The sequence below is a fragment of the Acidimicrobiales bacterium genome (assembly GCA_033344915.1).
GTDB lineage: Bacteria > Actinomycetota > Acidimicrobiia > Acidimicrobiales > Aldehydirespiratoraceae > JAJRXC01.
The window spans coordinates 2,858,763-2,883,160 of the sequence record JAWPML010000001.1 but is presented as its reverse complement, the minus strand read 5'-3'; the positions used below and the strand labels follow the sequence as shown (position 1 = coordinate 2,883,160).

20 protein-coding genes are annotated in these 24,398 nt (G+C 69.5%); 10 read left to right on the top strand and 10 right to left on the bottom strand.

What is annotated here, in order from left to right:
- Position 1: 1 nt before the first annotated feature.
- Both R8F63_13820 and R8F63_13815 read right to left on the bottom strand, forming a co-directional pair.
- Positions 2 to 196 (bottom strand): ferredoxin, encoded by a 195-nt coding sequence (locus tag R8F63_13820; protein MDW3219686.1) that lies wholly within the window; start codon positions 194 to 196, stop codon positions 2 to 4.
- A 2-nt stretch (positions 197 to 198) separates the two neighbouring features.
- Positions 199 to 1,377 carry an amidohydrolase family protein gene (locus R8F63_13815; protein ID MDW3219685.1) on the bottom strand — a complete coding sequence of 393 codons (1,179 nt, stop codon included), beginning with the start codon at positions 1,375 to 1,377 and terminating at the stop codon, positions 199 to 201.
- An 82-nt stretch (positions 1,378 to 1,459) separates the two neighbouring features.
- Between R8F63_13815 and R8F63_13810 the strand changes: the two genes are divergently transcribed.
- Entirely contained in the window at positions 1,460 to 2,221 is a 762-nt protein-coding gene (locus R8F63_13810) for a glucose 1-dehydrogenase (GenBank protein ID MDW3219684.1), read from the top strand.
- A gap of 50 nt (positions 2,222 to 2,271) precedes the next feature.
- Here R8F63_13810 and R8F63_13805 read toward each other — a convergent pair whose 3' ends face one another.
- Positions 2,272 to 5,247, bottom strand: coding sequence for a BTAD domain-containing putative transcriptional regulator (locus R8F63_13805; protein MDW3219683.1), 2,976 nt, complete (start codon positions 5,245 to 5,247; stop codon positions 2,272 to 2,274).
- 112 nt (positions 5,248 to 5,359) lie between these two features.
- On the opposite strand from R8F63_13805, the gene R8F63_13800 reads away from it, so the two are divergent.
- A complete protein-coding gene (locus R8F63_13800) occupies positions 5,360 to 5,992 on the top strand; it encodes a hypothetical protein (GenBank protein ID MDW3219682.1) in 633 nt (210 codons plus the stop codon).
- 4 nt (positions 5,993 to 5,996) lie between these two features.
- Positions 5,997 to 8,690: a hypothetical protein gene (locus R8F63_13795; protein ID MDW3219681.1), complete on the top strand. Its 2,694-nt coding sequence runs from the start codon at positions 5,997 to 5,999 to the stop codon at positions 8,688 to 8,690.
- On the opposite strand, the gene R8F63_13790 is transcribed toward R8F63_13795, so the two are convergent.
- Both R8F63_13790 and R8F63_13785 read right to left on the bottom strand, forming a co-directional pair.
- Positions 8,687 to 9,442: an SDR family oxidoreductase gene (locus tag R8F63_13790; GenBank protein ID MDW3219680.1), complete on the bottom strand. Its 756-nt coding sequence runs from the start codon at positions 9,440 to 9,442 to the stop codon at positions 8,687 to 8,689. The genes R8F63_13795 and R8F63_13790 overlap by 4 nt on opposite strands.
- Positions 9,443 to 9,444: 2 nt before the next feature.
- Positions 9,445 to 10,731 (bottom strand): amidohydrolase family protein, encoded by a 1,287-nt coding sequence (locus R8F63_13785; GenBank protein MDW3219679.1) that lies wholly within the window; start codon positions 10,729 to 10,731, stop codon positions 9,445 to 9,447.
- Between the two features lie 136 nt (positions 10,732 to 10,867).
- Between R8F63_13785 and R8F63_13780 the strand changes: the two genes are divergently transcribed.
- Positions 10,868 to 12,037, top strand: a complete 1,170-nt coding sequence (locus R8F63_13780; protein MDW3219678.1) for an amidohydrolase family protein — start codon at positions 10,868 to 10,870, stop codon at positions 12,035 to 12,037.
- A 95-nt stretch (positions 12,038 to 12,132) separates the two neighbouring features.
- A complete protein-coding gene (locus R8F63_13775; GenBank protein MDW3219677.1) occupies positions 12,133 to 13,605 on the top strand; it encodes an AMP-binding protein in 1,473 nt (490 codons plus the stop codon).
- Positions 13,606 to 13,608: 3 nt separating this feature from the next.
- Here R8F63_13775 and R8F63_13770 read toward each other — a convergent pair whose 3' ends face one another.
- Positions 13,609 to 14,481, bottom strand: a complete 873-nt coding sequence (locus R8F63_13770) for a transposase (GenBank protein MDW3219676.1) — start codon at positions 14,479 to 14,481, stop codon at positions 13,609 to 13,611.
- A 99-nt stretch (positions 14,482 to 14,580) separates the two neighbouring features.
- Positions 14,581 to 15,432, bottom strand: coding sequence for an SDR family oxidoreductase (locus R8F63_13765; GenBank protein ID MDW3219675.1), 852 nt, complete (start codon positions 15,430 to 15,432; stop codon positions 14,581 to 14,583).
- Between the two features lie 76 nt (positions 15,433 to 15,508).
- Between R8F63_13765 and R8F63_13760 the strand changes: the two genes are divergently transcribed.
- Both R8F63_13760 and R8F63_13755 read left to right on the top strand, forming a co-directional pair.
- A complete protein-coding gene (locus R8F63_13760; GenBank protein ID MDW3219674.1) occupies positions 15,509 to 16,615 on the top strand; it encodes an acyl-CoA dehydrogenase family protein in 1,107 nt (368 codons plus the stop codon).
- A complete protein-coding gene (locus R8F63_13755) occupies positions 16,612 to 17,796 on the top strand; it encodes an acyl-CoA dehydrogenase family protein (protein ID MDW3219673.1) in 1,185 nt (394 codons plus the stop codon). The genes R8F63_13760 and R8F63_13755 overlap by 4 nt, the downstream gene beginning before the upstream one ends.
- A gap of 20 nt (positions 17,797 to 17,816) precedes the next feature.
- On the opposite strand, the gene R8F63_13750 is transcribed toward R8F63_13755, so the two are convergent.
- Positions 17,817 to 19,031, bottom strand: coding sequence for a cytochrome P450 (locus R8F63_13750; GenBank protein MDW3219672.1), 1,215 nt, complete (start codon positions 19,029 to 19,031; stop codon positions 17,817 to 17,819).
- Positions 19,028 to 20,701: an alkaline phosphatase D family protein gene (locus R8F63_13745; protein MDW3219671.1), complete on the bottom strand. Its 1,674-nt coding sequence runs from the start codon at positions 20,699 to 20,701 to the stop codon at positions 19,028 to 19,030. The genes R8F63_13750 and R8F63_13745 overlap by 4 nt, the downstream gene beginning before the upstream one ends.
- A 23-nt stretch (positions 20,702 to 20,724) precedes the next feature.
- On the opposite strand from R8F63_13745, the gene R8F63_13740 reads away from it, so the two are divergent.
- The 3 genes from R8F63_13740 to R8F63_13730 are packed head-to-tail and all read left to right on the top strand — an operon-like array spanning position 20,725 to position 23,806.
- Entirely contained in the window at positions 20,725 to 21,720 is a 996-nt protein-coding gene (locus R8F63_13740) for a hypothetical protein (protein MDW3219670.1), read from the top strand.
- The gene (locus R8F63_13735) at positions 21,717 to 22,565 is read left to right on the top strand and encodes an SDR family NAD(P)-dependent oxidoreductase (protein ID MDW3219669.1); all 849 of its coding nucleotides are present in this window, start codon (positions 21,717 to 21,719) and stop codon (positions 22,563 to 22,565) included. The genes R8F63_13740 and R8F63_13735 overlap by 4 nt, the downstream gene beginning before the upstream one ends.
- A complete protein-coding gene (locus tag R8F63_13730; protein ID MDW3219668.1) occupies positions 22,562 to 23,806 on the top strand; it encodes a cytochrome P450 in 1,245 nt (414 codons plus the stop codon). The genes R8F63_13735 and R8F63_13730 overlap by 4 nt, the downstream gene beginning before the upstream one ends.
- Here R8F63_13730 and R8F63_13725 read toward each other — a convergent pair.
- On the bottom strand, positions 23,795 to 24,322 hold the full coding sequence (locus tag R8F63_13725; protein MDW3219667.1) for an AAA family ATPase: 528 nt from the start codon (positions 24,320 to 24,322) through the stop codon (positions 23,795 to 23,797). The genes R8F63_13730 and R8F63_13725 overlap by 12 nt on opposite strands.
- Between the last annotated feature and the right edge of the window lie 76 nt (positions 24,323 to 24,398).

Here is a 24,398-nt window from a genome sequence, read left to right as displayed (position 1 = left end):
GTCAATCCTCGATGATGGTGATGGCGTCTTCCGGACAGTTGCCGGCGCCCTTGCGCGCCGGTTCGTGGAGCTCCACCGGCACCGAGTCCGAGACGACGAGGCCGTAGCCGTCGTCGTCCGATTCGAAGACGGATGAGGCGAGCACATAGCAGCGACCGTGCCCCTGGCAGCGGTCGCGGTCGAGTTGGACCTTCACCGTCAGACCTTCAGCAGTTCCTTGAGGTTGCCGCCCATGATCTTCGCCACGTCGGCATCGGACAGGCTGTCGGGGAGATCGTCCGCGAACGAGATCGGGTTCGCGAGCCCCTCCGGGTGCGGATAGTCGGAGCCGAAGAGGAGTCGGTCCGGCGTCATGATCTCGATCAGCCCCTCGATGGCGTCCTCCCAGAACGGGTTGACGTAGACGTTGCGCCGGAAGGTGTTCACCGGGTGCTCGTCGAACTCGTGGGGCATCTTCTTGTAGATCGCCTCGAGGCCCTCGACGAGGGGCTTCACCCAGGTGCCGCCGTTCTCGATCGTGCCGAACCGCATGTCGGGGAACCGGGTGAACGCGCCATGGCAGATCATCGCGTTCATCATGTCGGTGATCGGCCGATTGCTCATGACGAGGCTCCGGAACGGGTTCGGCTGGAACGGGAGGAACTCGCCCCGGCCTTCCCAGACGCTCGCCAGATCGGCGTAGCCCGAGTCGGACGAATGCATGCCGACGAAGACACCGGCCTCCTGTACGCGGGCCCAGAACGGGTCGAACTCCTCGAGCCCCGGCGAGCGCGGGCCTCGCAGGCCCCAGGCGGGAGCCGGGCGGATGAGGATGCAGCGGGCGCCTCGATCGAGGACCCACTCGAGCTCCTCGATCGCCTTCTCCACGATCGGCAGAGCGATCACCGGTGTGGCGAAGATGCGGTCCTCGTGGTTGAACGTCCACTCGTCGTAGATCCACTGGTTGAGCGAGTGGATCGCGGCGTGGCAGAGGTCCGGGTCGTCGCGCATGCGCTCCTCGAGGAGGCTGGCGAGGGTGGGGAACATGAGCGAGCCGTCGAGCCCCAGTTCGTCGAGGTGGGGGAGGCGGGCCGCGGCGTTGCGGGCCCAATCCGGGCATTTCATCGGTTCGCCGAAGATCTCGCGAAGGCTCTTGCCGTCGGGGTTGCCGGTGCGGAAGTACTCCTCCTGGGCGCCCGGTTGGGCGACGACCTCGAAGGTCGGATTCGGGATGTAGTCCGAGATGGTGTTGTTGATCGCGATCTTCGTGCGTCCGTTCACCTGGACGTACTTGATCGCGCCCTTGTGCGCGTCGGGGAGGTAGCGGGTGAAGGCCTCCTCCGTTTCGTACATGTGGTTGTCGGCATCGAAGACGGGGTAGTCGATCGTGCGCGCCATGGTGGCCTCCGGAGCGGATCTAACAGTCGTGTCAGTATTTCTCGTCGGGTGGTCCCATGTCCACATGGCTACGATCCCGCGCATGACCGCGCCCACCGACCTGTTCGATCTCTCCGGGCGGACGGCGATCGTCACGGGGGGAAGCCGCGGCCTCGGCGCCGAGACGGTTCGTGCATTCGCGGCCCAGGGAGCCAACGTCGTCATCGCGAGCCGCAAGCTCGACAACTGCGAGACGCTGGCCGCCGAGGTCGAGGCCGCCCATGGCGTGCGGGCGCTCCCGGTCGAATGCCACATCGGCTACTGGGAGCAGGCGGACGCGCTCGCCGAGGCGGCCATCGCCGAGTTCGGGACGATCGACGTCCTCGTCAACAACGCGGGGATGTCGCCGCTCTACCCGTCGCTCGCCGAGATCACCGAGGCGCTCTACGACAAGACGATGGACGTCAACCTGAAGGGAACGTTCCGCCTGTCCATCCTGATGGGCGACCACATGAAGGCCAACGGCAAGGGGTCGATCATCTCCGTCAGCTCGACGGCGGCGGTGAAGCCCACGCCGGGGGAGGCGGTCTACGCGATGGCGAAGGCCGGTCTCCACAACATGACGGAGATGCTCTCGAAGGCGTACGGCCCGGAGGTGCGGGTCAACTGCATCCAGCCCGGTCCGTTCCTCACCGACATCGCGAAGGCGTGGGACGAACAGGCGTTGGCCGGCATCGGTTCGGCCCTTTCCCTGGGCCGGGCCGGCGAGCCCGGCGAGGTCGTCGGTGCCGCCCTTTACTTCGCCACCGACGCGTCATCATTCACCACCGGCGCGATCCTGCGCATGGACGGCGGCCTGCGCTGACCCCGCGCGTTCTGGTGTCTGACACCGTCATACTTTCTCGGCGGGGCTGATCAGCTCAGGCCGAGACGGCGTCCGAGTTCGAGGGTGGCCGGTTCGGGCGCGAAACCCATCGTCTCGATACCGGTGAGCGCCTGGCGGTACGCGGCCCGCGCCGACCCGATGTCGTCGCGCTGGAGGTGGGCGGTCACCAGCGCCCGCGCCGCGTTCTCGGCCGTCGGCTCGAGCGTGAGCGCCCGACCGGCGAGCGTGATCGCCTCGTCGACCCGACCGGTCGCCGCGAGCACCTCCGCCGCTCGCACGAGTTGGCGGAACAGCAGAAGGCGGAGCCGCTCGATCTCCGGCATCGCCCAGTCCTCGTAGCGGCATTCGGTGAACGGATCGCCCTGCCACAGCTCGATGGCGGCCAGCCGGTGGGTGACCGCTCCCTCGGCGTCGCCGGCTCGTTCGAGGTCCTCGGCGCGTTCCGTCGCCGCCTCGAAGTCCCACACGTCGATCGCGAGACAGTCGTCGTCGACGATACGCAACAGGGTGCCGTCGGTCCGCAGTAGCCACGATGCCGCGTTGCGCGGTCGATCCGGTTCGAGAACCCGCTGGAGATAGTTCAGCGTCGTCCGCAGATTCGCCGCCGCCCGGTCGGCTTCGAGGTCGGGCCACAGCTGAGTCGCCGCGACCTCACGCGTGACCCGGCGTTCGACCACCAGCAGGGTGAGGAGGGCCCGGACCCGTTCCCGCCGCCAGTCCTTGTCCGCGACCTCGGTGTCCCCGCGATGCATCGTCGTCGGGCCGAGCATCGCCACCCGCACGGCGACCGGCGGCGGGGCCGGCAGCTCCGTGAGCAGCGACGCAGCCCCCTTCGCGAGACCGGGATCGCCGCCCTCGCGCATCGCGTCGAGAAGCCGGATCGACGCGGTCGGGAAGTGCTCGAGCAGCGCGGAACAGGACTCGCGCGCCGGACCGACGCCGAGCTGATGGGCGCGGGCACAGAGCTCGATCGCCCATCGCAACCCGAGATGCGAGACCAGCATGTCCGGCTCGTGCCACGGCAGCGTCGTCCACTCGACCGGCGCGCCGTCGCGCGCCGCGACCAGGCTCCGAGCGAGCGTGAGCCCGGCCGCCCACACCCCCGGCCAGTCCTGCGCATCGATGTCGGCGCGGAGTTCGGCGTCGACCACATAGGGGATCGGGAGCAGGCGTATGGTCGCGCGGCGCTCTGCGGCCGTGGTGAGGCCGGTCGGGAACCGGCGGTGGAGGAGGTCCGCCGCGAGCGCTTCGTCGTCGTCCGCAACCGCGAACATCGACTGGGCGACGAGGAGGTTGTCGCGAATCGTGTGGTCGTCCGGCCCGATGTTGTCGAGCACCATCCGCTCGGCGCGTCGGGCGCTCTCGAGATCGCCGGTGGCGCTCAGGAAGCCGAGGGAGTACAGCCCCGTGTCCACCCGCTCGCGCGGAAGGGCGGGCACCGGGCTGTCGAGCGCAGCGCGCAACGCCGCGGTGATGGGCCGCACGTCGCCGGACGCCCATCGCGCCCATGTCGCGCCGTGCAGCGACTCCTCCATCGGGATCTTGGCTTCCTCGCGGGGCGCGTCCCGGACGGCGAGGGCGTCGGCCGGGCGGCCGAGGTCGAGCAGCGCCATCCCGTGGTACCAGTCCGCGATCCCCTGCCATTCATCGGTGAGCGTGCTCCGCGGCAGTGCATCCAGGCGCCGTGCCGCGTCGGCGACGTCGCCACTGATGTGGGCGATGACGGCATCGCCGAGCATCGCCAGTCCGGTCGCGGCATCACAACCGGCGGCGTGGAGCTCGACCACCCGGGCATGCACGCCTGCGAGACCGAGCAGGTCGCCGGTCACCCGAGAGTGGATGTAGCCGAGCATGGTGAGCCCCGCGAGTTCGCCCTCCTGGTGACCGCGTTCCTCGAACGCCCGGGTGACGCGCTCGAGCTGCTCACGGACCTCGGGGAGCGCCGGATCCTGGCGTCGGGCGATCGCGGCGCGGAACAACCCGCAGGTCGGGTGGTCGAGGTGCGTCGGGGGAACCCGGTCGAGCCAGCGCCGGGCCGTCGCGTGACCGCTGGCGCTGAGACCACCGATGGTGCGGGTGGCGAGGGCATCGAGCGCCGCGTCCCAGTCGCCGGCGTCGGCGAGATGGGACGCCGCCGGCTCGATGTCCCCGCTCGCGAGGAGTGCCGCGGCGGCCGTCCGGCGGGTCGATGTGGCGTGCTCCACCTGATCGGTGAGCGCGCCGCGGAGCAGGTCGTGGGCGACCACGTCGTCGTCCTCGCGGCGCAGCAGGGGGACGGCCTCGGCCAGCGCGGAAGCGCTGATCCGCACGCCGAGCGAGTGCAGCACGGCATCGCTCGCCCGGCCGAGCACCGCGACGGCTTCCACCGCGGCTCGGGTGTCGGCGCCGAGCTCGCCGACGAGTGTCTCCGCCACAGCCCGGTCCGCAGCCGCGCGACCGGAGGTCGCCGCGAGATCGACCCCTGCCGGCCAGCGACCGACGCGGGCCAGCTCGTCCGCGGGTCGGCCGGTCGCGGCGGCCAGGGCGGCGATCTCCGAGTCGTCGAACGCGAGGTCGTCCTCGAGCACCAGGACCGCGCCGTCGATGTCGAGGCGACTCCGGGTGCCGACCAGCAGGTGGGCGTTGCTCGGCAGCTGCGCACCGAAGGCGGCGAGCGCCGCCGGATCGTCGAGCTTGTGGGCGTCATCCACGATCAGGCACACGTGCCGCGGTGCGAGGGCCGTGATCGCCCGAATCAAGGACGACGCGTCGCTTCTCGACTGGGCGAGCTGGTTACCGAGCCGCTCGATCGCCTCCGCCAGGCTGCCGTGATCGCCGACCGAGGCGAAGAGGTCGACGCCCATCGGGTCGGTGCGATTCGCCTCGATCGTGCGGCGGAGCGCGGTCGTCTTGCCGCAGCCGGCGCCGGCGGCGAGCTGCATCGCGCGGACGTTCCAACGCTGGACGAGCAGCTCCTCGACCCGCGGCCGCCTCGGCGTTGCGCCACCCGTGCCCCACTTGGCCATGGGCCATGATCGCCCGCTTCGCGATGGCCCGCCAGCGCCGTGACTGACGCGCCGCTGACGGGCGCCCTGCATGGTCGCGAGCGACGACCACACCACGGAGAGAGGGCCAACCATGTCCGAGAAGTTCAACGTCCCCGCCGGCACGGGATCGGCCGAGACCGTCGGTGGTGCTTCCGCGCCGACCGCGACCGAGGTGCAGCCGGAGGCGGCGCGTCCCCAGGGAAGCGGTCGGGCGACGATGACGAAGGAGAACCCGGACGGTTCGACCACCGACTACGAGACGACCGCGGACGGAACGCAGGTGACCGAACGCGATGCGGACGGGAACGAGACGGCACGACGCACCATGTCGCCGCCGCCCTCCGGCGCGGGCGCCGGGGATGAATCGGCGAGCCCCGCGGAGACGACCGAAGAAGCGCCGCCGACCTCCGGGGATCCCGCGGCGAAGGAGCCCGAGCCGTCGTGGGAGGAGCTGAAGCGCGAGACCGACCGTCTCGAACAGGAACAACGCGACGCGGATGCCAAGGCCGCGGGCGAGCGAGAGGCGAAGCGCAAGGCCCGAGAGCGTGAGGAGAAGGCACGCGAGCGCCGCGAGGAAGACCGCGACCGCCGGCGCGAGAGGAAGGAAGGCGCCATGCCGAAGGTCGACCCGACGAGCCTGTCCATGGACTCCATTGGCGGGCAGTCGAATGCTCCGGAGCCTCCTGCGCTCGAGGGGCTCGACGACGGGCCACCGGCCCTCTGAGTCCATGGCGGATCAGATCGGTGTCGAGCACGAGTACCAGGTGTGGCGGGACGGCGCCCGCGTCGATTTTCGTCGGCTCATTCACCGCCGGGCGGTGCCCGGCCGGCGTCTCGATCCGGGCGACATCCATGCCTATCGCCTGCACAGCGGCCTGAAGCTCACCTGCGACGGGGCGGAGGCCGAGATCGCGACGCCGCCCCTCGAAGTGCTCCGGGGCGTCGTCGAGACCGTGGTCGCCTGGACGGGGTTGGGGGCCGGCACCCTCGCCGGTCTCTACCCGGAGTGTTCGTTCGTCGGTGAGTCCACCCATCTCTCCGTCTCGGTGTCCGACGACGCCTGTGAGGAGGTCGGTGGCCTCTTCGCCCGCGCCTTCGGGCCGGCCCTGATGCTGTTGATGGACGACGTCGACTCGCCGGGCCTCCTGGTTCGCCCCCGCGCCGGCCGCGTCGAGCTCGGAGCGGAGTACGTGCGTGAGCACGACCTCGAGGCGGCCACGGCACTCGCGCTCGGCGGTGTTCTCCTGTGTCGCGACATCGTGTCGGGCGAGCGTCTCCTCGCCGACCTCCCGCGGGCCGCGCGGATGCAGATCGAGCCGGCTGTCGATCGATGGGGCTGGTATTTGGATCGAGGCGCCTTCGGCATCGATCTCCTCGAAGGTGGCCGGCGCGCGAAGCTCCGGGGCGAACGGCGGGGTCGGCTCCGAGCGCAGGACCTGCTCGAGCGCGCCTGGGCGGCGGCGCGGGAACGCCTGGACGGAGTGGTCGGGGCGCCCGACCTCGCGGCCGCGGACGAGATCGTCGCCGGGGCGCGCCCGCTGCCCTGCGAGCGCGGCGTGGATCGCGCACCGGCACCGGCCGCGCGTCCGAACGGGGTCGTGGCGGAGGGCGCGGTCGTCGCCACCCGCGTTCGCGCCGACCTCCGGATCCGGCCGTACGCGCTCACCTGGGACGCGTCGGTTCTGGAGATCGCGGATCGGAACGACCGGATCTTCGCGGCCGTGCCCCGGTCGGGTCTCGCCCGGTTCGTGGCGGACCTCGACGCCGGGCGGCTCGACCGCCTGATCGCCGCTCGGCTCCGCACCCCCGGCTCGAGAGTCCTTCGGGATCACGCCGATGCGGCGCGCGGGGGCTGGTTCGACACGATCGGACCGGTGGAACATCTCGCGCCGCCCGAACGGGACGTCTGTGGCGTTCCCCAGCGCCAGCCGGCGGATCCCGCGCTCGACTGGCCGCGGGCGGAGGTCGGGCCGGAACGCGTGCTCGCGGTCGGCGACACGCTGGGTGAGATGGTGGCGATCGACGCGGCACCGCCCCGCGTGTCCGGTGGCGCCGATCACGCGTCCCCCGCTCCGGTCGTGGCCGAGACGCCGCGATTCGGCAAGAACATCGGCCCGCCCGAGCCGCCCCTCATCTCGTCGGGCAACGGACTCCCTCGCTGGGTCCCGGCCGCGGTCATCGGGGTCGGCATCGGCCTCGGCGGCGCGGTCCTGGTCGGCACGGGCGTGATCGGCGGCGACGACGGCGTCTCCAGCGATCCGCCCGCGGTCATCGATGACGTGGGCGACCTGCCCGGAGACGATGTGGTGCCCGGCGCCGACGATGGCGGCGGGCCCGGCGAACCGATCGACGGCATCCCGGGTGAGCCGCCCGACGACCCGCTCGGCAACGACGGTCCGACGATGACCCCCTCGCCCGTCGATGGAGGCATCTCGCCGGATCTGCTCGGGCAGTTCACCCTCATCGGCGACGGCGTGCTCGAGTTCGCCTACGAGGGGGACCGCATCATCGGGCGGGTGGTGACGCCGTCGCGCAACACGGGAATCGATCTCTGGGGTCAACTCTCGCTGTGCACCGGCGACCCGCAGGGCGGCGCGAACTCGCGCACGGCGGAGAGCTTCGTCGGCGACATCGTGTACGACCTCGATGCGTTCGGGAGCGGGCGATGGTTCTTCTTCGAACGGGTGCCGGACTTCGGCTTCACGCGCTGCGAGCGGCTCGACGAGGGTGAGGAGGTCGATGTCATCTTCACGGGTCGACAGGTCGACGCGCTCGGCAACCGGCCCGACGGGTCGCGGATCGGCTTCTCGCACACGGAGCCCGAGGTCGAGGCCGCTCCGTCACCCATCGCGGCGTCGTCGCAGGAGCCGTCCGACGCGAGCGACGTGCGCAACGAGTTCCAGGAGAACGCGTGCACGGCGACCGATCGCGACGTCGCGACGCCCGATGTCGACGCCATCCGCATGGTCAACATCGAGGAGGTGTACTTCCGCCCCGACCTCGACTCGGTGGTCGACGGGTTCGCGCCCGGAGGCATCATGGACATCGAGTTCGACGACCCGACCGCGGCCGCGCTCCCGGGTGGCTGGGACCTCGAGTTCGGCCTCACCGTTCTGTTCGGCGAGTTCATCGAGACCGACGACGGGGCGTTCCTGGGCGGTGCGGAGTGGCAGTGGTCGTTCCCGACCATTCGTCGGGACGGCGCGCCGGTCACCGCCCTCCCCTTCGGCACGGGCGAGCGGCCCCCCGAAGGAACCGCGACGGCGCGGTGGGTCGACGGCGCGATCGAGATCGAGTTCCCGGCCCTGTCGACCTTCGCGGGGGCGGACAGCTTCACCGTCACCCTGGCCACGACGGTCCGGGCTGCCGACGAGACCGCGACGACCTGTCTCGACCAAGCGCTCGTGGATGCCGTCCGCTAGGGCCGCATGTACCAGCCCCCGCTGGCGTTGATCGTCTCGCCGGTGACGAAGCTCGACTCGTCGCTCACCAGCCAGGCGACGACGTTGGCGATGTCCTCCGGCGTGCCGAGGCGCCGCACCGGCGTCTTCGGCGCTTCGTCCAGCAACTGCGGCGCCTTGGCGTCGACGAACCACGTGTGGATGATTCCCGGGGCGACGCCGTTGCAGCGGATGCCCTGAGGTCCGTACTCGGTCGCTATCGTCCGCGTGAGCTGATGCAGCGCGGCCTTGGCCCCGGCGTAGGGGCCCTCGTTGGTGCCGTGGATCCAGCCGGCGACGGACGTGATGTTGACGATCGAACCCCAGCCCTGTTCGGCCATCGCCGGGAGAACGGCGCGGCACAGGTACCAGGGGCCGGAGAGGTTGACCCCGATCGCCCAGTCCCACTCCTCGGGCGTCATGTCGCCCACCGGATTGAGGGCATTGACAGCGGCGTTGTTGACGAGCACGTCGACGATGCCGAACCGGTCGCGGGCGGCGGCGAGGACCTCGTCGATCTGGTCGCGGTCACCGGCGTCGAGGTACGCGCCCATCACCCGGTCGGCCCCGAACTCGTCGGCGAACGCGGCGACCGTCTCGTCGGTGCGGCGCTCGTGCGGATCGGTGACGACCACGTTGGCTCCTTCGAGGAGAAGGCGGCGAGCGGTGGCCTTGCCGATGCCGCCGCCGGCCGCGCCGGTGACGAGCGCGGTGCGCCCGCCGAGGTCGTACATCCTCAGCGGGCCGAGGTGCGACCCGCGAACTCCGCCAGCGAGATCTTGTCGTCTCGGTCGTGGCGCCCGGTGAGCATCGACTTCTCCGACACGTCGTGGTCGCCGGCTCGGGCCCGGAGCGCACCCACCGTGCACTCCTCGCGGGGGATCACCGAGAAGGGGTCGTAGGAGAACCACTCCATCGCGTTGCGATGGGTGATCTTGTGGATCTCGTCGTCGGGAACATCGGCGAGGTGCTCCTCGAGTTCCTCCGGAGCCCACGGCCAGTTCGAGTCGGAGTGGGGGTAGTCCATCTCCCAGGTGATGTTGTCGATGCCGATCTCGTGGCGCATCTTGATGCCGACCGGATCGGTGATGAAGCACGTCAGGAAGTTGCGGCGGAACACGTCGCTCGGCTTGAGGTCGCCGAAGTCCTGACCGGTCCAGAGGTGGTGCATGTCGTAGGTCTTGTCGGCCCGGTCCATGAAGTAGGGGACCCAGCCGGTGCCACCCTCGGAGAGCGCGATCTTGATGTCGGAATGACGGCGGGGGATGGTCGACCAGATCAGGTCGGCCGCGGCTGTGGAGATGTTCATCGGCTGCATCTGGATCATGACGTCCATCGGGGCGTCCGGTGCGGTGACGACCATCTGGCCCGACGACCCGAGGTGGATCGACAGCACGGTGTCGCAGTCGACGAGCGCGTGGAACATCGGGTCCCAGTAGTCCTCGTCGTGCCAGCTCGGCTGCCCGAGGGGCACGGGGTTCTCGGTGAAGGTGATCGAGTGGCAGCCCTTGTCGGCGACCCGGCGGATCTCGGCGGCGGTCTCCTCCGCGGACCAGATCATCGGCAGGATCATCGGGATGAAGCGGCCGGGATGGGCCCCACACCACTCGTCGATGTGCCAGTCGTTGTAGGCCCGGATCAGGTCGGCCGCGAACTCCTTGTCGGGGTGGTCGGCGAAGAGCCGCCCCGCGAAGCCGGGGAACGACGGGAAGCACATCGACCCGAGCACGCCGCCCGCGTCCATGTCCTTGATGCGGTCGTCGACGCTGTAGCAACCGGGCCGCATCTCCTCGAAGCAGGTCGGCTCGAGGCCGTACTCCTCCTTGGGGCGACCGGCGACCGCGTTGAGCCCGACGTTGGGGATCACCGCGCCGTTGAAGGTCCAGACGTCGTCGCCGGTCTCGGTGCGGATCAGCTTCGGCGCCTCGTCCTTCCACTTCGCGGGAAGGTGCTGATCGAACATGTCGGGTGGCTCACACAGGTGATCATCGACGCTGACGAGGATCATGTCGTTCTTGTCCACGGGGGTCCCCCTTGACCTACGGGTCTCGTTGACGGAAATCTAACACCAGCGTCAGGTCCGCGATCCAGACCAGGATGCTTCTTAACCAAGTTGTGGTTGCAGGACGACCACAACTCAACGCAGATCCGGAGCGTTCGTGATCTTCGACGCCGACAACCACTACTACGAGCCGCAGGACTGTTTCACCCGGTTCATGCCGGCGTCCCGGATGGAGGAGGCGGTTCGGGTGGTGGAGTCGGGCGATCGCTCGGAGGTGCTGATCGGCGACCGTCCGTTCACGTTCCTGAGCGAGCCGTTCTCCGAGGTCCACACGAAGCCGGGCTCGCTGCGCGAGATGCTGCGCAACATGAAGTCGGGCCTACCGATCGAGGAGAACGACGCGATCGAGCCGGTCCAGCCCGAGTACCAGAATCGTGAGGCTCGCCTGGCGCGGATGGACGAGCAGGGAGTCGATGCGATGGTGCTCTTCCCGACGGTTGCCGTCTGTGTCGAACACTTCATGAAGGACGATCCGGAGCGGACGTACCTCAACGTGCACTCGTTCAACCGCTGGCTCGAGGAGGACTGGGGCTTCGGCGCCGACGGCCGGATCTACGGCGTGCCGCTGATGTCGCTCATCGACGTGGACGCCGCCGTGGCCGAGCTCGAGTCCGTGCTCGAACGGGGCGCCCGCTTCATCCACCTCCGCCCCGGACCACAGGGCGGGCGCAATCCCGCCGACCCCGTGTTCGACCCGTTCTGGTCGCGCGTCGACGAGGCCGGCGTGACCGTCACGTTCCACATCTCCGAGTCCGGCTACAACGAGCTGTTCTCGGTGGCGTGGGGCGAGGAGGCGAACCCGTCGTCGCATCAGCAGTCGGCCTTCCAGTGGACGAGCTTCTACGGCGACCTGCCGATCATGCAGACGATCTCGGGCCTGACGTTCATGAACTTCTTCGGCCGGTTCCCGAACATCCGGATCATGTCGGTGGAGAACGGCTCGCTGTGGGTGCCCTATCTCCTGGCGGCGATGGACAAGATGAAGGGCATGGGGCGCAACGGGCCGTGGCCCGGCGGGTATGTGTCCGGCCGCCCGAGCGAGGTGGTGAAGGACAAGGTGTTCGTCTCGCCGTATCACGAGGAGGACATCCCGGCGCTGTGTGACGTCATCGGGGCGTCGCAGGTGCTGTTCGGGTCGGATTACCCGCATGCCGAGGGGCTCGCCGAACCGCTGACGTTCCGCGACGGACTGACCGGGCTGACGGACGACGAACAGGCGCTGATCATGGGCGAGACGCTCGCCTCGCTGGCCGCCGCGCCCGCGTGATCGGCCTCGCGGCTCACGGCCTCATCGCGCCAGCGACGGCTCCCCGCGATGTCGGAGGGCCGGGGACGGTCGCCGCGCTGCTGGACGATGCGGTCGTGGCTTCGCCCGACGCCCTCGCCCTCGTCGGGCGGGGTGGCCGCTTCACGCTGGCGGAACTCGACGCGGAGGTGGACCGTGCGGCGGGCGCGTTGGTGGCGCTCGGTGTGGGGTCCGGTGACCGGGTCGCGATGTCGCTGCCGAACGACGTCGACATCGTCATCGCGTTCTTCGCCGCGATGCGACTCGGTGCGATCTGGCTCGGGATCAATCGTCCGCTGGCGCCGCCGGAGAAGGCGTACATGCTGCGCGACGCGCAGGCCGGGGTGCTGCTCGCTGACGCGGACGTGGCCGCCGCGCAGCGACAACATGGCGAGGTCCCCGAGCTTCGGGAGATCGTCGAGGTGGGGGAGTGGCGCGAGCGCGTCGCGAGCGCGGACGCCGCGACGCGGGCGACGATCGACCCGCTCGCGCCGGCCGCGATCGCGTACACGTCCGGCACGACCGGGTTCCCGAAGGGTGCGGTCCACTCGCAGCACAACATGCTCGTCCCGGGCCGCGTGAGTGCGGTGCGGGGGACCCATCCGGACGGCGGTGTCATGGGTGTCGCCCTGCCGCTGACGATTCTCAACCTGGTCGTGCTCGGCCCCTGTGTGTCATACCAGTGCGGGCTCAGTCTCGTCTGCATGGATCGCGTGGACGGGGTCGGCATGGCCGAGTGGATCGCGGCGGAGCGGATCACGACGTTCTCCGCGGTCCCCGCGATGGTCCACGACCTGCTCACGAATCCGGCAGTGACCGACGACATGCTCGCGTCGATCCAGGCAATCGGCGTGGGCGGCGCGGACATGCCCGACGCATTTCGTCGGCTGTACGAGGAGCGGTTCGGCGTGCGGGTGGGCACCGGGTACGGGCTCACGGAGGCACCGACGGCGGTGACGGTGGAGGACGTCACGGAGCCGCCGGTCGAGGGCTCGTGTGGCAAGGCGCTGCCCCAGTGCTCGGTGCGAATCCTCGACGAGAACGGTGGCGACTGCGCGCCGGGTGAGCCGGGTGAGGTGTGCGTGGGCACCGCGACCGACGGCGAGTTCGTCGACGTCTGGCGGCCGATGCTCGGCTACTGGAACCGGGCGGATGCGACCGCCGAGGCACTGCGGGGCGGGTTGCTGCACACCGGTGACATCGGTTCGCTCGATGCCGACGGCAACCTGCGCATCCACGATCGCAAGAACGACCTCATCATCCGAGGCGGCGCCAACGTGTACCCGGCCGAGGTCGAACGGGTACTCCACGAGAGTCCGGCCGTCGCGGCCTGCGCGGTGATCGGCGTGCCGGACGACCGTCTCGGTGAGCGTGTGGTCGCCTTCGTCGAGCTGATGGAGGACAGCGCGGTGAGCGATGCCGATCTGATCGCCCTGTGCGGCCAACACCTCGCCCGCTACAAGGTTCCCGATGCCATCACCTTCGTCGACGGCTTCGCCCGCACCCCCATGGGCAAGATCAAGAAGACCGTCCTCCGCGAAGGTATGTAGGGGTCAGACCCCCGTACTTTCTCTGCGCCATTGGTCGAGCCGAGCTGCGGCGTCGGACACCAACGCGCGGAAGCCGGGATCGCGATCCACTCGGGCCCGGGCGCGAGCGATGGCGCTGCGAGCCGTCGCAATGTTGCGGTACCCGTAGCGCTCGGCCAGCGAACCGACATCTTCGACGCCGCGGAGGTGGCCGAGGAGGAGTGCGGCCAGCCGGACGTCGTTGCGTACCCCTCGTCCACCGGCTCGAAGGACTTCACGCTCGGCGTCGGACTCCACACCGAGGGCAGCCTCGATCCGCCGAATGCCGGAGACGTTGAGGACCGGGTCGAGGAGGCGTGGTCCGTGACCCTCGGCGGTGCCGGAGGAGACGAAGGCGTCGAAGGTTGCGACGTCGTCCGCGAACCGATGCAGCACCGTCGCCGTCTTCAGCCAGGACGGCCCGCTGACGACTCCCGTGTATGCCAGGTGGCTGGTCCAACGGAGCCGCGTCGGGTCGAGCGGACCGTCGCCGACGGGGTTGCGATGGACATAGCGGACGGTCTCGCGCAGTTGTCGCTCCGAAGCGATCGGCTTGGATCGATAGCGACCGCGGAAGAGAGCGCCGTCGTAGCCGTAGCGCGCGTTGAACCTCCGGGTGTACGACGCCGCCAGCGATTTCATCGTCGTCGCCATTTGGTCCACCGTGGCCTCGAGCACGAGATGAAAGTGGTTCGGCATGAGCGCGTAGGCGTGCGCTCGGGCGTCCGACGCTGCGAGCGACTGGCCGAGGATGCGCAGGAAGGCTCGGTAGTCGGCCTCGTCGCCGAAGACCGGGAGTCTTCGCGCTCCCCGGTTCAGCACATGGTGCCACCCGCCGCCGACTTCCCGTCTCCGCATTCGTGCCATGCGACCGAAGCTACGGAGAGGGTGTGACGCCCAAGAACGTACGGGGGTCTGACCCCAGAAAGTGCGGGGGTCTGACCCCAGAAAGTATGGCTATTCGAAGCCGAGGGCGGCGAAGTCCCATTCGATGTCGCCGGCGATCATCTTCACGATGGGAGCGTCGTAGGCGTCGTACAGCGACGCGTTGGTGTGGCCCTGATCGACCTGGAGCATCTCGCCGTTGATGCCACTCGCCGCCGCGCTGCACAGGAAGATCAGCGTGCTCGCCATCTGCTCCGGCTGGAGCGTGTCGACCCCGGCCTCCTCGCGATAGTCGGCGGCGAACGTGAGCCACATGTCGGCGTTGGCCTCGGCGAGGGGCGTGACCGTCGGACCGGGGCAGATCGCGTTGATGCGATGACCGGCCTTGAGCATGGGGAACGCCTGCTGCACGACGTAGAGGTTGATCGCTTCCTTGCTGAACCCGTAGCTGTCGGTGTCGGGGTTCTCCTCGGTCCAGGCCGCGGCCGAGGCCCAGTCCGCGTTCGACAGGAAGTCGGCGACCCGCTCCCGATTGTTCTTCCAGCCCAGCCCGGCCGTGGACGAGATGAACGCGATCGAGCCACCGGCGTTCAACTTCCCCTGCGACCGGATGCGGTCGATGAAATGTCGCTGCGCCGTGAAGTTGATCAGCATGATCCCGGCGGTGCCGTCGGCGACGCCGGCGCACGCGAAGATCGCGTCGACACCGCCGTCGATCGCATCGGCAGCCGCGTCGACGCTCGCCTGGTTCCGCAGGTCGACCTCGATCGACTGCGCGCAGTCGTACTCGACCGGTGCGACGTCGAGCACGATCACCTCGGCGCCGAGATCAGCGGCCATGCGTGCGGTCGCGGCGCCCATGCCGGTCGCGCCGCCGACGACGACAACCCGCTTTCCCTCGTATCGGAACAGATCGATGGTCATGGGTTTCCTCTCGGTGACGGTCGCTGATTACGGTGACGCCACTGTTAGAAGCTGTCAACGGAACGGACAGGGAAGTATGGATCTCGAACTCTCCGACGACCAGTTCGACCTCCGCGACAACATCCGATCGGTGCTCGAGGGGGCGTGTCAACCGGCTCTCGTCCGGTCGATCTACGACGGCGGAGGGAGCGCCGACGCGCTGTGGACGCAGATGGTCGAGCTGTACTGGCCGGCCCTCGGGGTCGCCGAGGACGCGGGCGGTCTCGGACTCGGCTTCGTCGAACTCGGCCTGCTGGCGGAGGAGCTCGGACGGGTCGCCGCGCCCGGGCCGCTGCTGGCCGTCGTCAGCCAGTTCATCCCGGTGCTCACCGAGGCGGGCGCGGAGGATGAGCTTGCCGCCGCGGCCGCCGGCGAGTCGGTCGGCGCGTTGGCGTTGGCCGAGAACGGCCGCTGGGATCTCGATGCCGTGGACGCGACCGCGACCGAAGCGAACGGCGGCTGGCGCGTGTCCGGGACCAAGGCCGCCGTGCTGGCGGGTGCGCACGCCGACCGGTTCGCCGTCGTCGCCCGGACCGACTCGGGCATCGGCGCCTGGCTCGTCGATGCGGCGAACAGCGCCGTCACGATCACCGACGTGATCGACCCGGGCCTCGGTCTCGCCGACGTGGCGTTCGAGGACGCGCCCGCGACGTTGCTGCTTGCTCCGGGTCCGGCCACCACCGAGGCGCTGACCCGGGTGATCGAACAGGCGACCGTCGCCATGGCGCTCCACACGGTCGGCGCGTGCCGCCGGATATTCGAGGTGACCCTCGAATACGCCAAGGTGCGCGAGCAGTACGACAAGGTGATCGGCTCGTTCCAGGCGCTCAAGCACCGGTTTGCGGACATGTTCCTGGCCGTCGAGCGAGCCAACGCTGTCGGGTACTACGCGGCGCTCGCGATCGCGGAGGACGACGAGGCGAGGGCGGAGGCGGTCAACGTCGCCAAGGCCGCGGCCGGCGACTGCCAGAAGCTCGTCGCCGAGGACGGCCTCCAACTCCACGGCGGCATCGGCTTCACGTGGGAGAACGATCTGCACTTCCTCCTCAAACGGGCGAAGGCCGGCGAGGTCCTGTGCGGCGGACGCACCCATCACCGTGCCCAGCTCGCGGGGCGGCTCGGACTCCTCGGGGCGTCGGCATGAAGCTGCGGTTCGACGACGAGGTGGAGGCGTTCCGCGCCGAGTTCCTGGCGTGGCTCGACGTCAACCGGCCGACGCCGGAGGAGATCGCGGCCGACCCGCCGATCTCGAGTGCCTACGTGCCGGAGTGGTCGCGCTCGTTCACCAAGCGCATGTTCGACGACGGCTGGCTGGTGCCCGGCTGGCCGCCGGAGCGCGGTGGACGCAACGCCGGCCCGATCGAGACGCTCGTCTATCTCGAGGAACTCAACAAGGCCGACATTCCCCGCACCACCAACCCGCAGGGGCTCGGAATCATCGCGCCGTCGCTGCTGGACTTCGGCACGCCCGAACAGATCGAGCAGTACGCGATGCCGCTGCTGCGGGGCGAGACGTCGGCCTGTCTCGGCATGAGCGAGCCCGATGCCGGGAGCGATCTCGCCAACCTCAAGACCCGAGCGGTGCGCGACGGCGACAACTATGTGATCAACGGGCAGAAGGTCTGGACGTCCGGTGCGAACTTCGCCGACTTCTGCTTCCTCTTCTGCCGCACCGATCCGGACGCGCCCAAGCACAAGGGCATCTCGATCATCCTCATGCCGATGGACACGCCGGGCGTCACCGTCCGGCCCCTCAAGGAGATCGTGTCGCCGGAGCATCCCGACCTCAACGAGGTGTTCCTCGACGACGTGATCCTGCCCGCGAGCAATCTCGTCGGCGACGAGAACAACGGGTGGGCGATGGCGAACGGCTCACTCGCCCACGAGCGGTCGATGGTCTGGCTGATGGGGGTGATGGGGATGGAGTCGTCGATGCGCGAACTGCTCGACACGGCGCCGGCGCGGCTCGAGGCGCTCCCGGAGGCCGAGCAGGCGATCGTCGCCGACGACATCGCCGGTCTCTATGTCGACACCGTCGCGTCGCGCTGCCTGGGCTACCGCGGGTTCGCCCGCTACGTGAAGACTGGATCCGCCCCCGAGCAGGCGCTCATGAAGGTGTACTCGACCGAGATCCGCCAGGACCTCGCCCGCGTCGCCGCGGAGTTGGCCGGTCCGGACTCGCTGTTGACCTCCACGGTCCGCCACGGATCGGTCGGCTCACTGGAGGCCTACTTCACGACGTTCGGCTCGACGATCAGCGCCGGGAGTTCGGAGATCCAGCGCAACATCATCGCCGAACGCGTCCTCGGCCTCCCTCGCAGCTGAGGTCCCCATACCTTCTGGTGTCAGACACCAGAAGGTATGGCACCAGAAGGTGTGGTCCAGGTGGTGGGGAGGGTGAGCGGCGAGCGGAAGGCGTAGCCGGAGACGACAGGCGGGTCGGCGTCGCGGTCGAGGCGGAGATCGGGAAGCCGGTCGAGGACGGCGTTGATGCCCGCGTCCAGCTCGACGCGGGCGAGGTGCATGCCGAGGCACTGGTGGGCGCCGGTGCCGAACGCGAGATGCGACATCGGCTCCCGGTCGATGTCCCACGTCGTGGGATCGTCCCAACGTTGCTCGTCGTGGTTGGCCGAGCCGTTGTAGACGGTGACCGGCGAGCCGGCCGGCACGGGGCATCCGCCGATCTCGGTGTCGGTGGTGGCGCGCCGGCTCACCATCGTGACCGCGGTCTCCCAGCGCAGTGTCTCCTCGATGAGCGGCATGATCAACGACCGGTCCGCCCGCACCCTCTTCAGCACGTCGGGGTGGGTGAGCAACGCGAGCAGACACGACCCGAAGAGGCGATAGGTCGTCTCGGCCCCGGCGGGGAGGAGAAGGCGCAGGAAGCCGTAGAGCTTGCCGTCGGTGAGCTGCTCCCCGTCCACCTCGGCGTGGACGAGCTCGCTCAGCAGGTCGCCCGTCGGCTCGGCCCGCCGGGCCGCGACGAGCGGCTCGAGGTACGCCATCATCGCCGCGCTCGCCGCGAGTCCGGTCTCGGGCTCGAGCGGTCCCGCGCTGATCTGCTCGCCCCACATCGCGAAGCGCTCGTGGTCCTCGATCGGCACGCCGACGATGCCGCAGATCACCTGCACCGGGTAGCGCGCTGTCAGGAGCGCGACGAGGTCGCCGCGGCCGCGCGGCGCGATGTCGTCGAGCAGGCGGGCGAGCACGCCGTCGATCAACTCGGGCTTCCAGCGTTCGATCGACGACCGCTTGAACGCCTGGGCGACGATGCTGCGGTACCGCCGATGCTCCTCGCCGTCCATCCCGAGCATCAACTCGCCCATGTAGGGCGCCATCGACTCGGCGTTGATCGATGCGGAGAACGTGGCGCTGTCGCGCAGCACCCGATCACCGTCGGCGAAGTTCGTCGTCGAGTACGTCGGCAGTGGCGCCCACTCGTTCCCGGGTGTCTCGACCACGGGGCACTCCCGCCGGGCCCGCCCCCACATCGGGTAGGGCTGGGCGATCGGCCACTCGTCGTAGGGCGGCATGGTGAACCAGTCCTCGACCTTGTTCACGCGGTCACCTCCTCGACCCCGACCTCGCCCGATCGTACGCGCCACGTCGACGCGGTCGAGATGGGCGACGTCGGCTCGGCCGTGGTGTCCACCCAGCGGTAGTGGGCGAGCAGCTCCTCGTGGGTCATGTCGACCCGCAGGTAGCCGCGATGCTCCTTCTCGTAGAGGTGGACGTGCGGGTTCGACCGTGACCCCTCCACGAACTCCGGGAGCAACAGCTCCAGGCTCGTGATCGAGGGTGCGACGAATTCGGTGCCGACCATCGGCGAACCGGGCTCCCGGTACGACACGTGCAGGTCGGCGACGGCGCTCGTGTGGATGTCGCCGCCGAGCACGACGAAGTTCTCGACCCCCTGATCGTGGACGTAGCCGAGCAGACGTTCACGAGGCGCGGCGTAGCCGTCCCACGCGTCCATCGAGAAGCCCCTCGTCGGGTCGTCGGGGGCGCGGTCGACCTCGGCCATGATCGTCTGCTGTCCGAGGAGCGCCCACGTCGCTCCGTGGACGATCGACGACTCGAACCACGCCTCCTGCTCCTCGCCGAGCATGGTGCGACTCTCGTCGAACGTGCCTTCGAGTTGGGGCCCGCCGCCGAACGGGCGGGGGAGGTCGCCGTCGCCGTCGCCCTGCACGATGGCGGAGCGGTACTGGCGGTCGTCGATCATCGTCAGCTTCGCCAGGTCGCCGAACGTGAAGTCCCGGTACACCTGCAGGACGCCGTCGATCGGCGGCCCGGTGCGCACCGGCATGAACTCCCACCACGCCTGGTACGCAGCGGTGCGGCGATCCCGGAACGTGTCCGCCGCGTTCGGGTCGACGAGCAAGCCGATGCCGCCGGGGTTCCAGCCCGCGTAGTTGTCCTCCACCTCGTGGTCGTCCCACATCACGATCCACGGATGGTTGGCGTGGGCGAGGGCGAGCGGCTCCTCCAGCCTCGCCACGACATAGAACGCCCGGTACTCCGCCAGGGTCGTCGGGTTCAGGTCGAGCCCGTGGCTGCGGGTGGTGCCGCCCTCCAATTCGTAGATGTAGTCGCCCACGAAGACGACCGCGTCGAGGTCTTCCTCCTCGGCGAGATGCGCATAGGCGGTGAAGTAGCCGGACAGATACGCCGCGCAGTTGGCGACGGCGAACGACAGTTGCTCGGTCGGCGCGCCCGGCGCCGGTGCCGTCCGGGTGCGCCCGACCGGGCTCGCCCAGTCGCCGACGGCGAACTGGTACCAATAGCTCGTCGCCGGGTCGAGATCGGTGACGTCGACATGCACGGAGTGACCGTGCGCCGCCGTCGTCACGAAGGTGCCGTCGGCGATGATCTCGGTGAACGCTTCGTCGGTCGCCACGGCCCACTGGACCGGCACTTGGTCGCCGTCGACGCCGGCATCGTCGGCGAACGGGTCCGGCGCCACGCGCGTCCAGATCACCACGGCGTCGGCCAGCGGGTCACCCGATGCCACACCGAGGGTGAAGGGGTCTCCGGTCATCGCCGGAACCGGCACCGTCGTGGTCGTCGTGGATGCCGTTGTCGGCGGCGACGTCGACGTCGATCCGGTCGTCGTGGTCGTCGCCTCGGCCGTGTCGCCGGCGTCGTCGCCGCTGCACGCCGCGACCACGATCCCGGCCGACGCGGCGAGGAACGTCCGGCGACTCACCGGACCGTTGGGAGGAGACATGACACGGATGTTAGAAAACGTTCATGACGACGATCCACTACGAGGCCGATGCCGACCTCGCCGTACTCGCCGATCAGACCGTCGCGGTCGTCGGCTACGGCAACCAGGGCCGCAGTTGGGCGCTCAACCTCCGCGACAGCGGTGTCGCCCCGACCGTCTGCGTCCGCAACGACGAATCGCGGGCGCAGGCGATCGACGACGGGTTCGACGCGGCCGAGCTGGAGGACGCGAGTGACGCCGACGTGCTCTGCCTGCTCGTGCCCGACGACGCGATCCCGGAACTCCCGATCACGCCGAGCGACGACGCCCTGTCGATCGTTGCGTCCGGCTACACGCTCGCGTTCGACCGGTTCGATCCGCCCGGCGACCAGGCGATGGTCGCGCCCCGCATGCTCGGCCCGGAAGTGCGGAGTTGCTACGAGGAGGGCTGGGGGTTCATCACGGGGGTGGGCGTGCACAAAGACCGGACCGGCACCGCGCTCGCCCGGACCCTCGCCGTCGCCCACGGCATCGGCGGGCTGAAACAGGGCGGGCTGGAGATGTCGCCCCGCCAGGAGGCCGTGCTCGACCTCGCCGTCGAGCAGGTCTTGTCGCCCGCGCTCACCCATGTCAACAACGCGTTCGTCCGGCTCATGATGGAGAACGACATCCCGATCGAGGCGATCATCACCGAGCTGATGCTGAGCGGTGAGGTCGAGCGGAGCTACACGCTCGTGCGCAAGCTCGGGTTCGTCGGCCAACTCGGATTCCACTCGCCGACGAGCCAGTACGGGCAGCTCAGTCGGCGGGGCACGTTCGACGACATCGACCTCCATGCCCGGATGGGGGAGCTCCTCGAGGACATCACCTCCGGTCGCTTCGCCGACGAGTGGGACGAGCAACGCGACGCCGGCCATCCCCGCCTCGCCGAACTGTGGGAGCAGCACGCCAACGACACGGTCGCCGCCTTCGAGATGGACCTGCGGCGGCGGCTCGGCGAGCAGGTCACGCCCGCCGGCCCGGCCCCGGCGGACGCATGAAGCTCGGTCCCGAGCACGTCGCCGTCATCGTCGGCGGAGGAGGTGGCGTCGGCCGCGGCACCGCCCTCGGGCTCGCGTCACGCGGCGTGCGCTGTGTCATCGCGGACATCGAGATCGACACGGCGTCGGCGGTCGCGGACGAGGTGGCCGGGCTCGGCGTGGAGGCCGTCGCCGCGCCGGTCGACGCGACGGACGCGGCGTCGCTGGCCGCGCTCGCGGACGAGGCCGAGCGCCGGTTCGGCGGGATCCACATCCTGTCGAACAATGTGGGCGTCGTGCAGATCGGCGGCCTCCTCGACGCGTCCGAGGCCGAGTGGGGTTGGGTCATCGAGTTCAACCTGATGACGATCGTGCGATCGTGCGCAACGATCGTTCCCCGGATCCGGGCGCACGGGGGTGGGGGACACGTCGTCAACACGGCCTCGATGGCGGGTCTCTGGGCCTCGCGGCCCGAGGAGGTCTCGGGCGCGCTGCTCGGGCTCTACACGACGACGAAGCACGCTGTCGTCGGCTACACCGACACGCTGCGGGGCGAGCTGGCGGCGGAGGGGATCGGCGTGTCGTGTCTGTGCCCCGGCACGGTCGACTCGAACCTGATGGCCACGTCGATGCGCAATCGACCGGAGCGGTTCGGCGGCCCCGAGGAGTTCCCCGAGAGCAAGGGGCAGATGCCCCACGCGATGGCGCAGGAGGACGTCGGTCGCTATGTCGTCGCCGGCATCGAGGCCGACCGGGGCACGGTCCTGACCCATCCGCGAGCCTGGCGTTTCGTCGAGAACCGGGCCGAGACGCTCGCCGCCGATTTCGAGTTCTTCGCCGCGCTGCAGACCGAGGAGGACGCATGACCGAGACGATCCACGTCGACCACCACGACCGGGACTGGGTCCGCAACCGCCACGAGCACTACGCCGAGCTGCGGGCCGGCTGCCCGGTGGTGTTCAACGAGGCCCACGGGGGATTCTGGATGGTGACCGACTACGCGTCGGTCGCCGAGGTCGCCCGGGACAACGAGACGTTCGCCCACAAGTACGAGCTCGGTGCCGCGGACGGCATCGACTACCACGGCATCTGTGGCGTTCCCCGCAAGGCGGGCACCCCCCGCATGGGTGTCTCCGAGATCGACGGTCCCGAACACGCCGACCTGCGGAGGGTCATCAATCCGCACATGGTGACCAAGGCCGTGATGGCGAAGCGTGAGCGGCTGGCCCACGTGTCCGCCTGGTTCCTCGACGAGATGATCGAGGCCGGCTCCGGCGATCTCGTGAACGACTACGCGTCGCCGGTGCCGGGCGTCATGACCCTCGAGATGATGGGGATGCCGTCCACCAACTGGAAGTACTACGCGGACTTCTTCCACGCGACGTCGTCGTTCAAGCCGAGCGACGACGAGTTCCAGCAGGCGATCGCGCGGGTGGGTGACATGTTCGGCGAGCTCGGTGAGATCGCCCGGCATCGGCGTGAGAACCCGGGCGACGACCTCACGTCGGCCATCGTCACCAGCGAGATCGACGGGCGTCTGCTGACCGACGATGAGGTCGCCGGGATCCTGTGGAACCTCGTGGCCGGCGGCCTGGACACCACCACATCGCTCGTGAGCTGGGGTCTGCACCACCTCGGGACCCATCCCGACGACCGACGGCGGCTGATCGAGGACCCCGCGCTGATCCCGGGCGCCGTCGAGGAGTTCCTCCGCTTCTACAGCCCCAGTGAATCGCTCACGCGAACCGCCACCCGCGACGTCGAGCTCGGTGGTCGGCAGATCAAGCGGGGCGATGTGGTGTTCATCTCGTGGGTCGCGGCGAACCACGACCCCGATGCGTTCCCCGAGGCCGATCGGGTCGTGATCGACCGGCCCGAGAACAAGCATCTCGCGTTCGGCCTCGGCGGCCACCGCTGCATCGGCTCGAGCATCGCCCGCATCGAGTCCGAGCTGATGATCGCCGACGTGTTGGACCGGATGCCCGACTACGAGATCGATCCGGACGGCTTCCGGCCCTATCCCGGCAACCTCCTGATGACGGGCGTGGTGACGATGCCGGTGATCTTCACCCCGGCCGGTCGATCCGGCGTCGCGTCACCCTTCTGACACCAGCGCGTCGCGTGATGCGACGCGGGCGGCGAGGTCGGCGACGATCTCCTCGCGGGGGCGGTCCGCGTCCACGAGATGCCGATCGTCGGGCGCGTGCGTCTCGAACTCCGCGTGCATCTTCTCGACGATGGCCGACATCGAACCGCGGCTGCGGATCCGCACCCGCGTCCGGCACACGTCGAGCGGTGCGGTCAGTACCAGATAGTGCACCTCGAGTGCGCCGACTTCGGCGAGGACGGTCGGAAGGAACCAGGGACCCACGATGCCCTCGAGCACCGTCGTCCAGCCGGCGGTGGCGTAGTCGCGCGCGGTACGTGCGGTGATCTCCATGACCCGGGTGTTCTGATCGTGCGACGCGGGTAACCACGGCTCGATCTTCCCGGCCCGCAGCGCCTCCAGGAAGAAGTCCCCCCCGACGAGGGCCGACCGATCGAATGTGGCGGACAGTCGCTCCGCGGCCGTCGACTTCCCGGTGCCGGGAGGACCGGTGAGGATGATCAGCGGGGCAGGCATGGATGATGACTCTCCTTCGAGAGAGCCATAGTCTCGCGCCACGGCCGGGTCCGGCCGTGCGGAATTACGAGGAGAT

Excerpts from the sequence above, each read along its gene's own strand:
- R8F63_13760 (MDW3219674.1), top strand. The coding sequence starts at position 15,509 with ATGGATCTCGAACTCTCCGACGACCAGTTCGACCTCCGCGACAACATC.
- R8F63_13810 (MDW3219684.1), top strand. The coding sequence starts at position 1,460 with ATGACCGCGCCCACCGACCTGTTCGATCTCTCCGGGCGGACGGCGATC.
- R8F63_13795 (MDW3219681.1), top strand. The coding sequence starts at position 5,997 with ATGGCGGATCAGATCGGTGTCGAGCACGAGTACCAGGTGTGGCGGGAC.
- R8F63_13805 (MDW3219683.1), bottom strand. The coding sequence starts at position 5,247 with ATGGCCAAGTGGGGCACGGGTGGCGCAACGCCGAGGCGGCCGCGGGTC.
- R8F63_13725 (MDW3219667.1), bottom strand. The coding sequence starts at position 24,322 with ATGCCTGCCCCGCTGATCATCCTCACCGGTCCTCCCGGCACCGGGAAG.
- R8F63_13735 (MDW3219669.1), top strand. The coding sequence starts at position 21,717 with ATGAAGCTCGGTCCCGAGCACGTCGCCGTCATCGTCGGCGGAGGAGGT.
- R8F63_13745 (MDW3219671.1), bottom strand. The coding sequence starts at position 20,701 with ATGTCTCCTCCCAACGGTCCGGTGAGTCGCCGGACGTTCCTCGCCGCG.
- R8F63_13770 (MDW3219676.1), bottom strand. The coding sequence starts at position 14,481 with ATGCGGAGACGGGAAGTCGGCGGCGGGTGGCACCATGTGCTGAACCGG.
- R8F63_13740 (MDW3219670.1), top strand. The coding sequence starts at position 20,725 with ATGACGACGATCCACTACGAGGCCGATGCCGACCTCGCCGTACTCGCC.
- R8F63_13755 (MDW3219673.1), top strand. The coding sequence starts at position 16,612 with ATGAAGCTGCGGTTCGACGACGAGGTGGAGGCGTTCCGCGCCGAGTTC.
- R8F63_13815 (MDW3219685.1), bottom strand. The coding sequence starts at position 1,377 with ATGGCGCGCACGATCGACTACCCCGTCTTCGATGCCGACAACCACATG.
- R8F63_13790 (MDW3219680.1), bottom strand. The coding sequence starts at position 9,442 with ATGTACGACCTCGGCGGGCGCACCGCGCTCGTCACCGGCGCGGCCGGC.
- R8F63_13730 (MDW3219668.1), top strand. The coding sequence starts at position 22,562 with ATGACCGAGACGATCCACGTCGACCACCACGACCGGGACTGGGTCCGC.
- R8F63_13765 (MDW3219675.1), bottom strand. The coding sequence starts at position 15,432 with ATGACCATCGATCTGTTCCGATACGAGGGAAAGCGGGTTGTCGTCGTC.
- R8F63_13800 (MDW3219682.1), top strand. The coding sequence starts at position 5,360 with ATGTCCGAGAAGTTCAACGTCCCCGCCGGCACGGGATCGGCCGAGACC.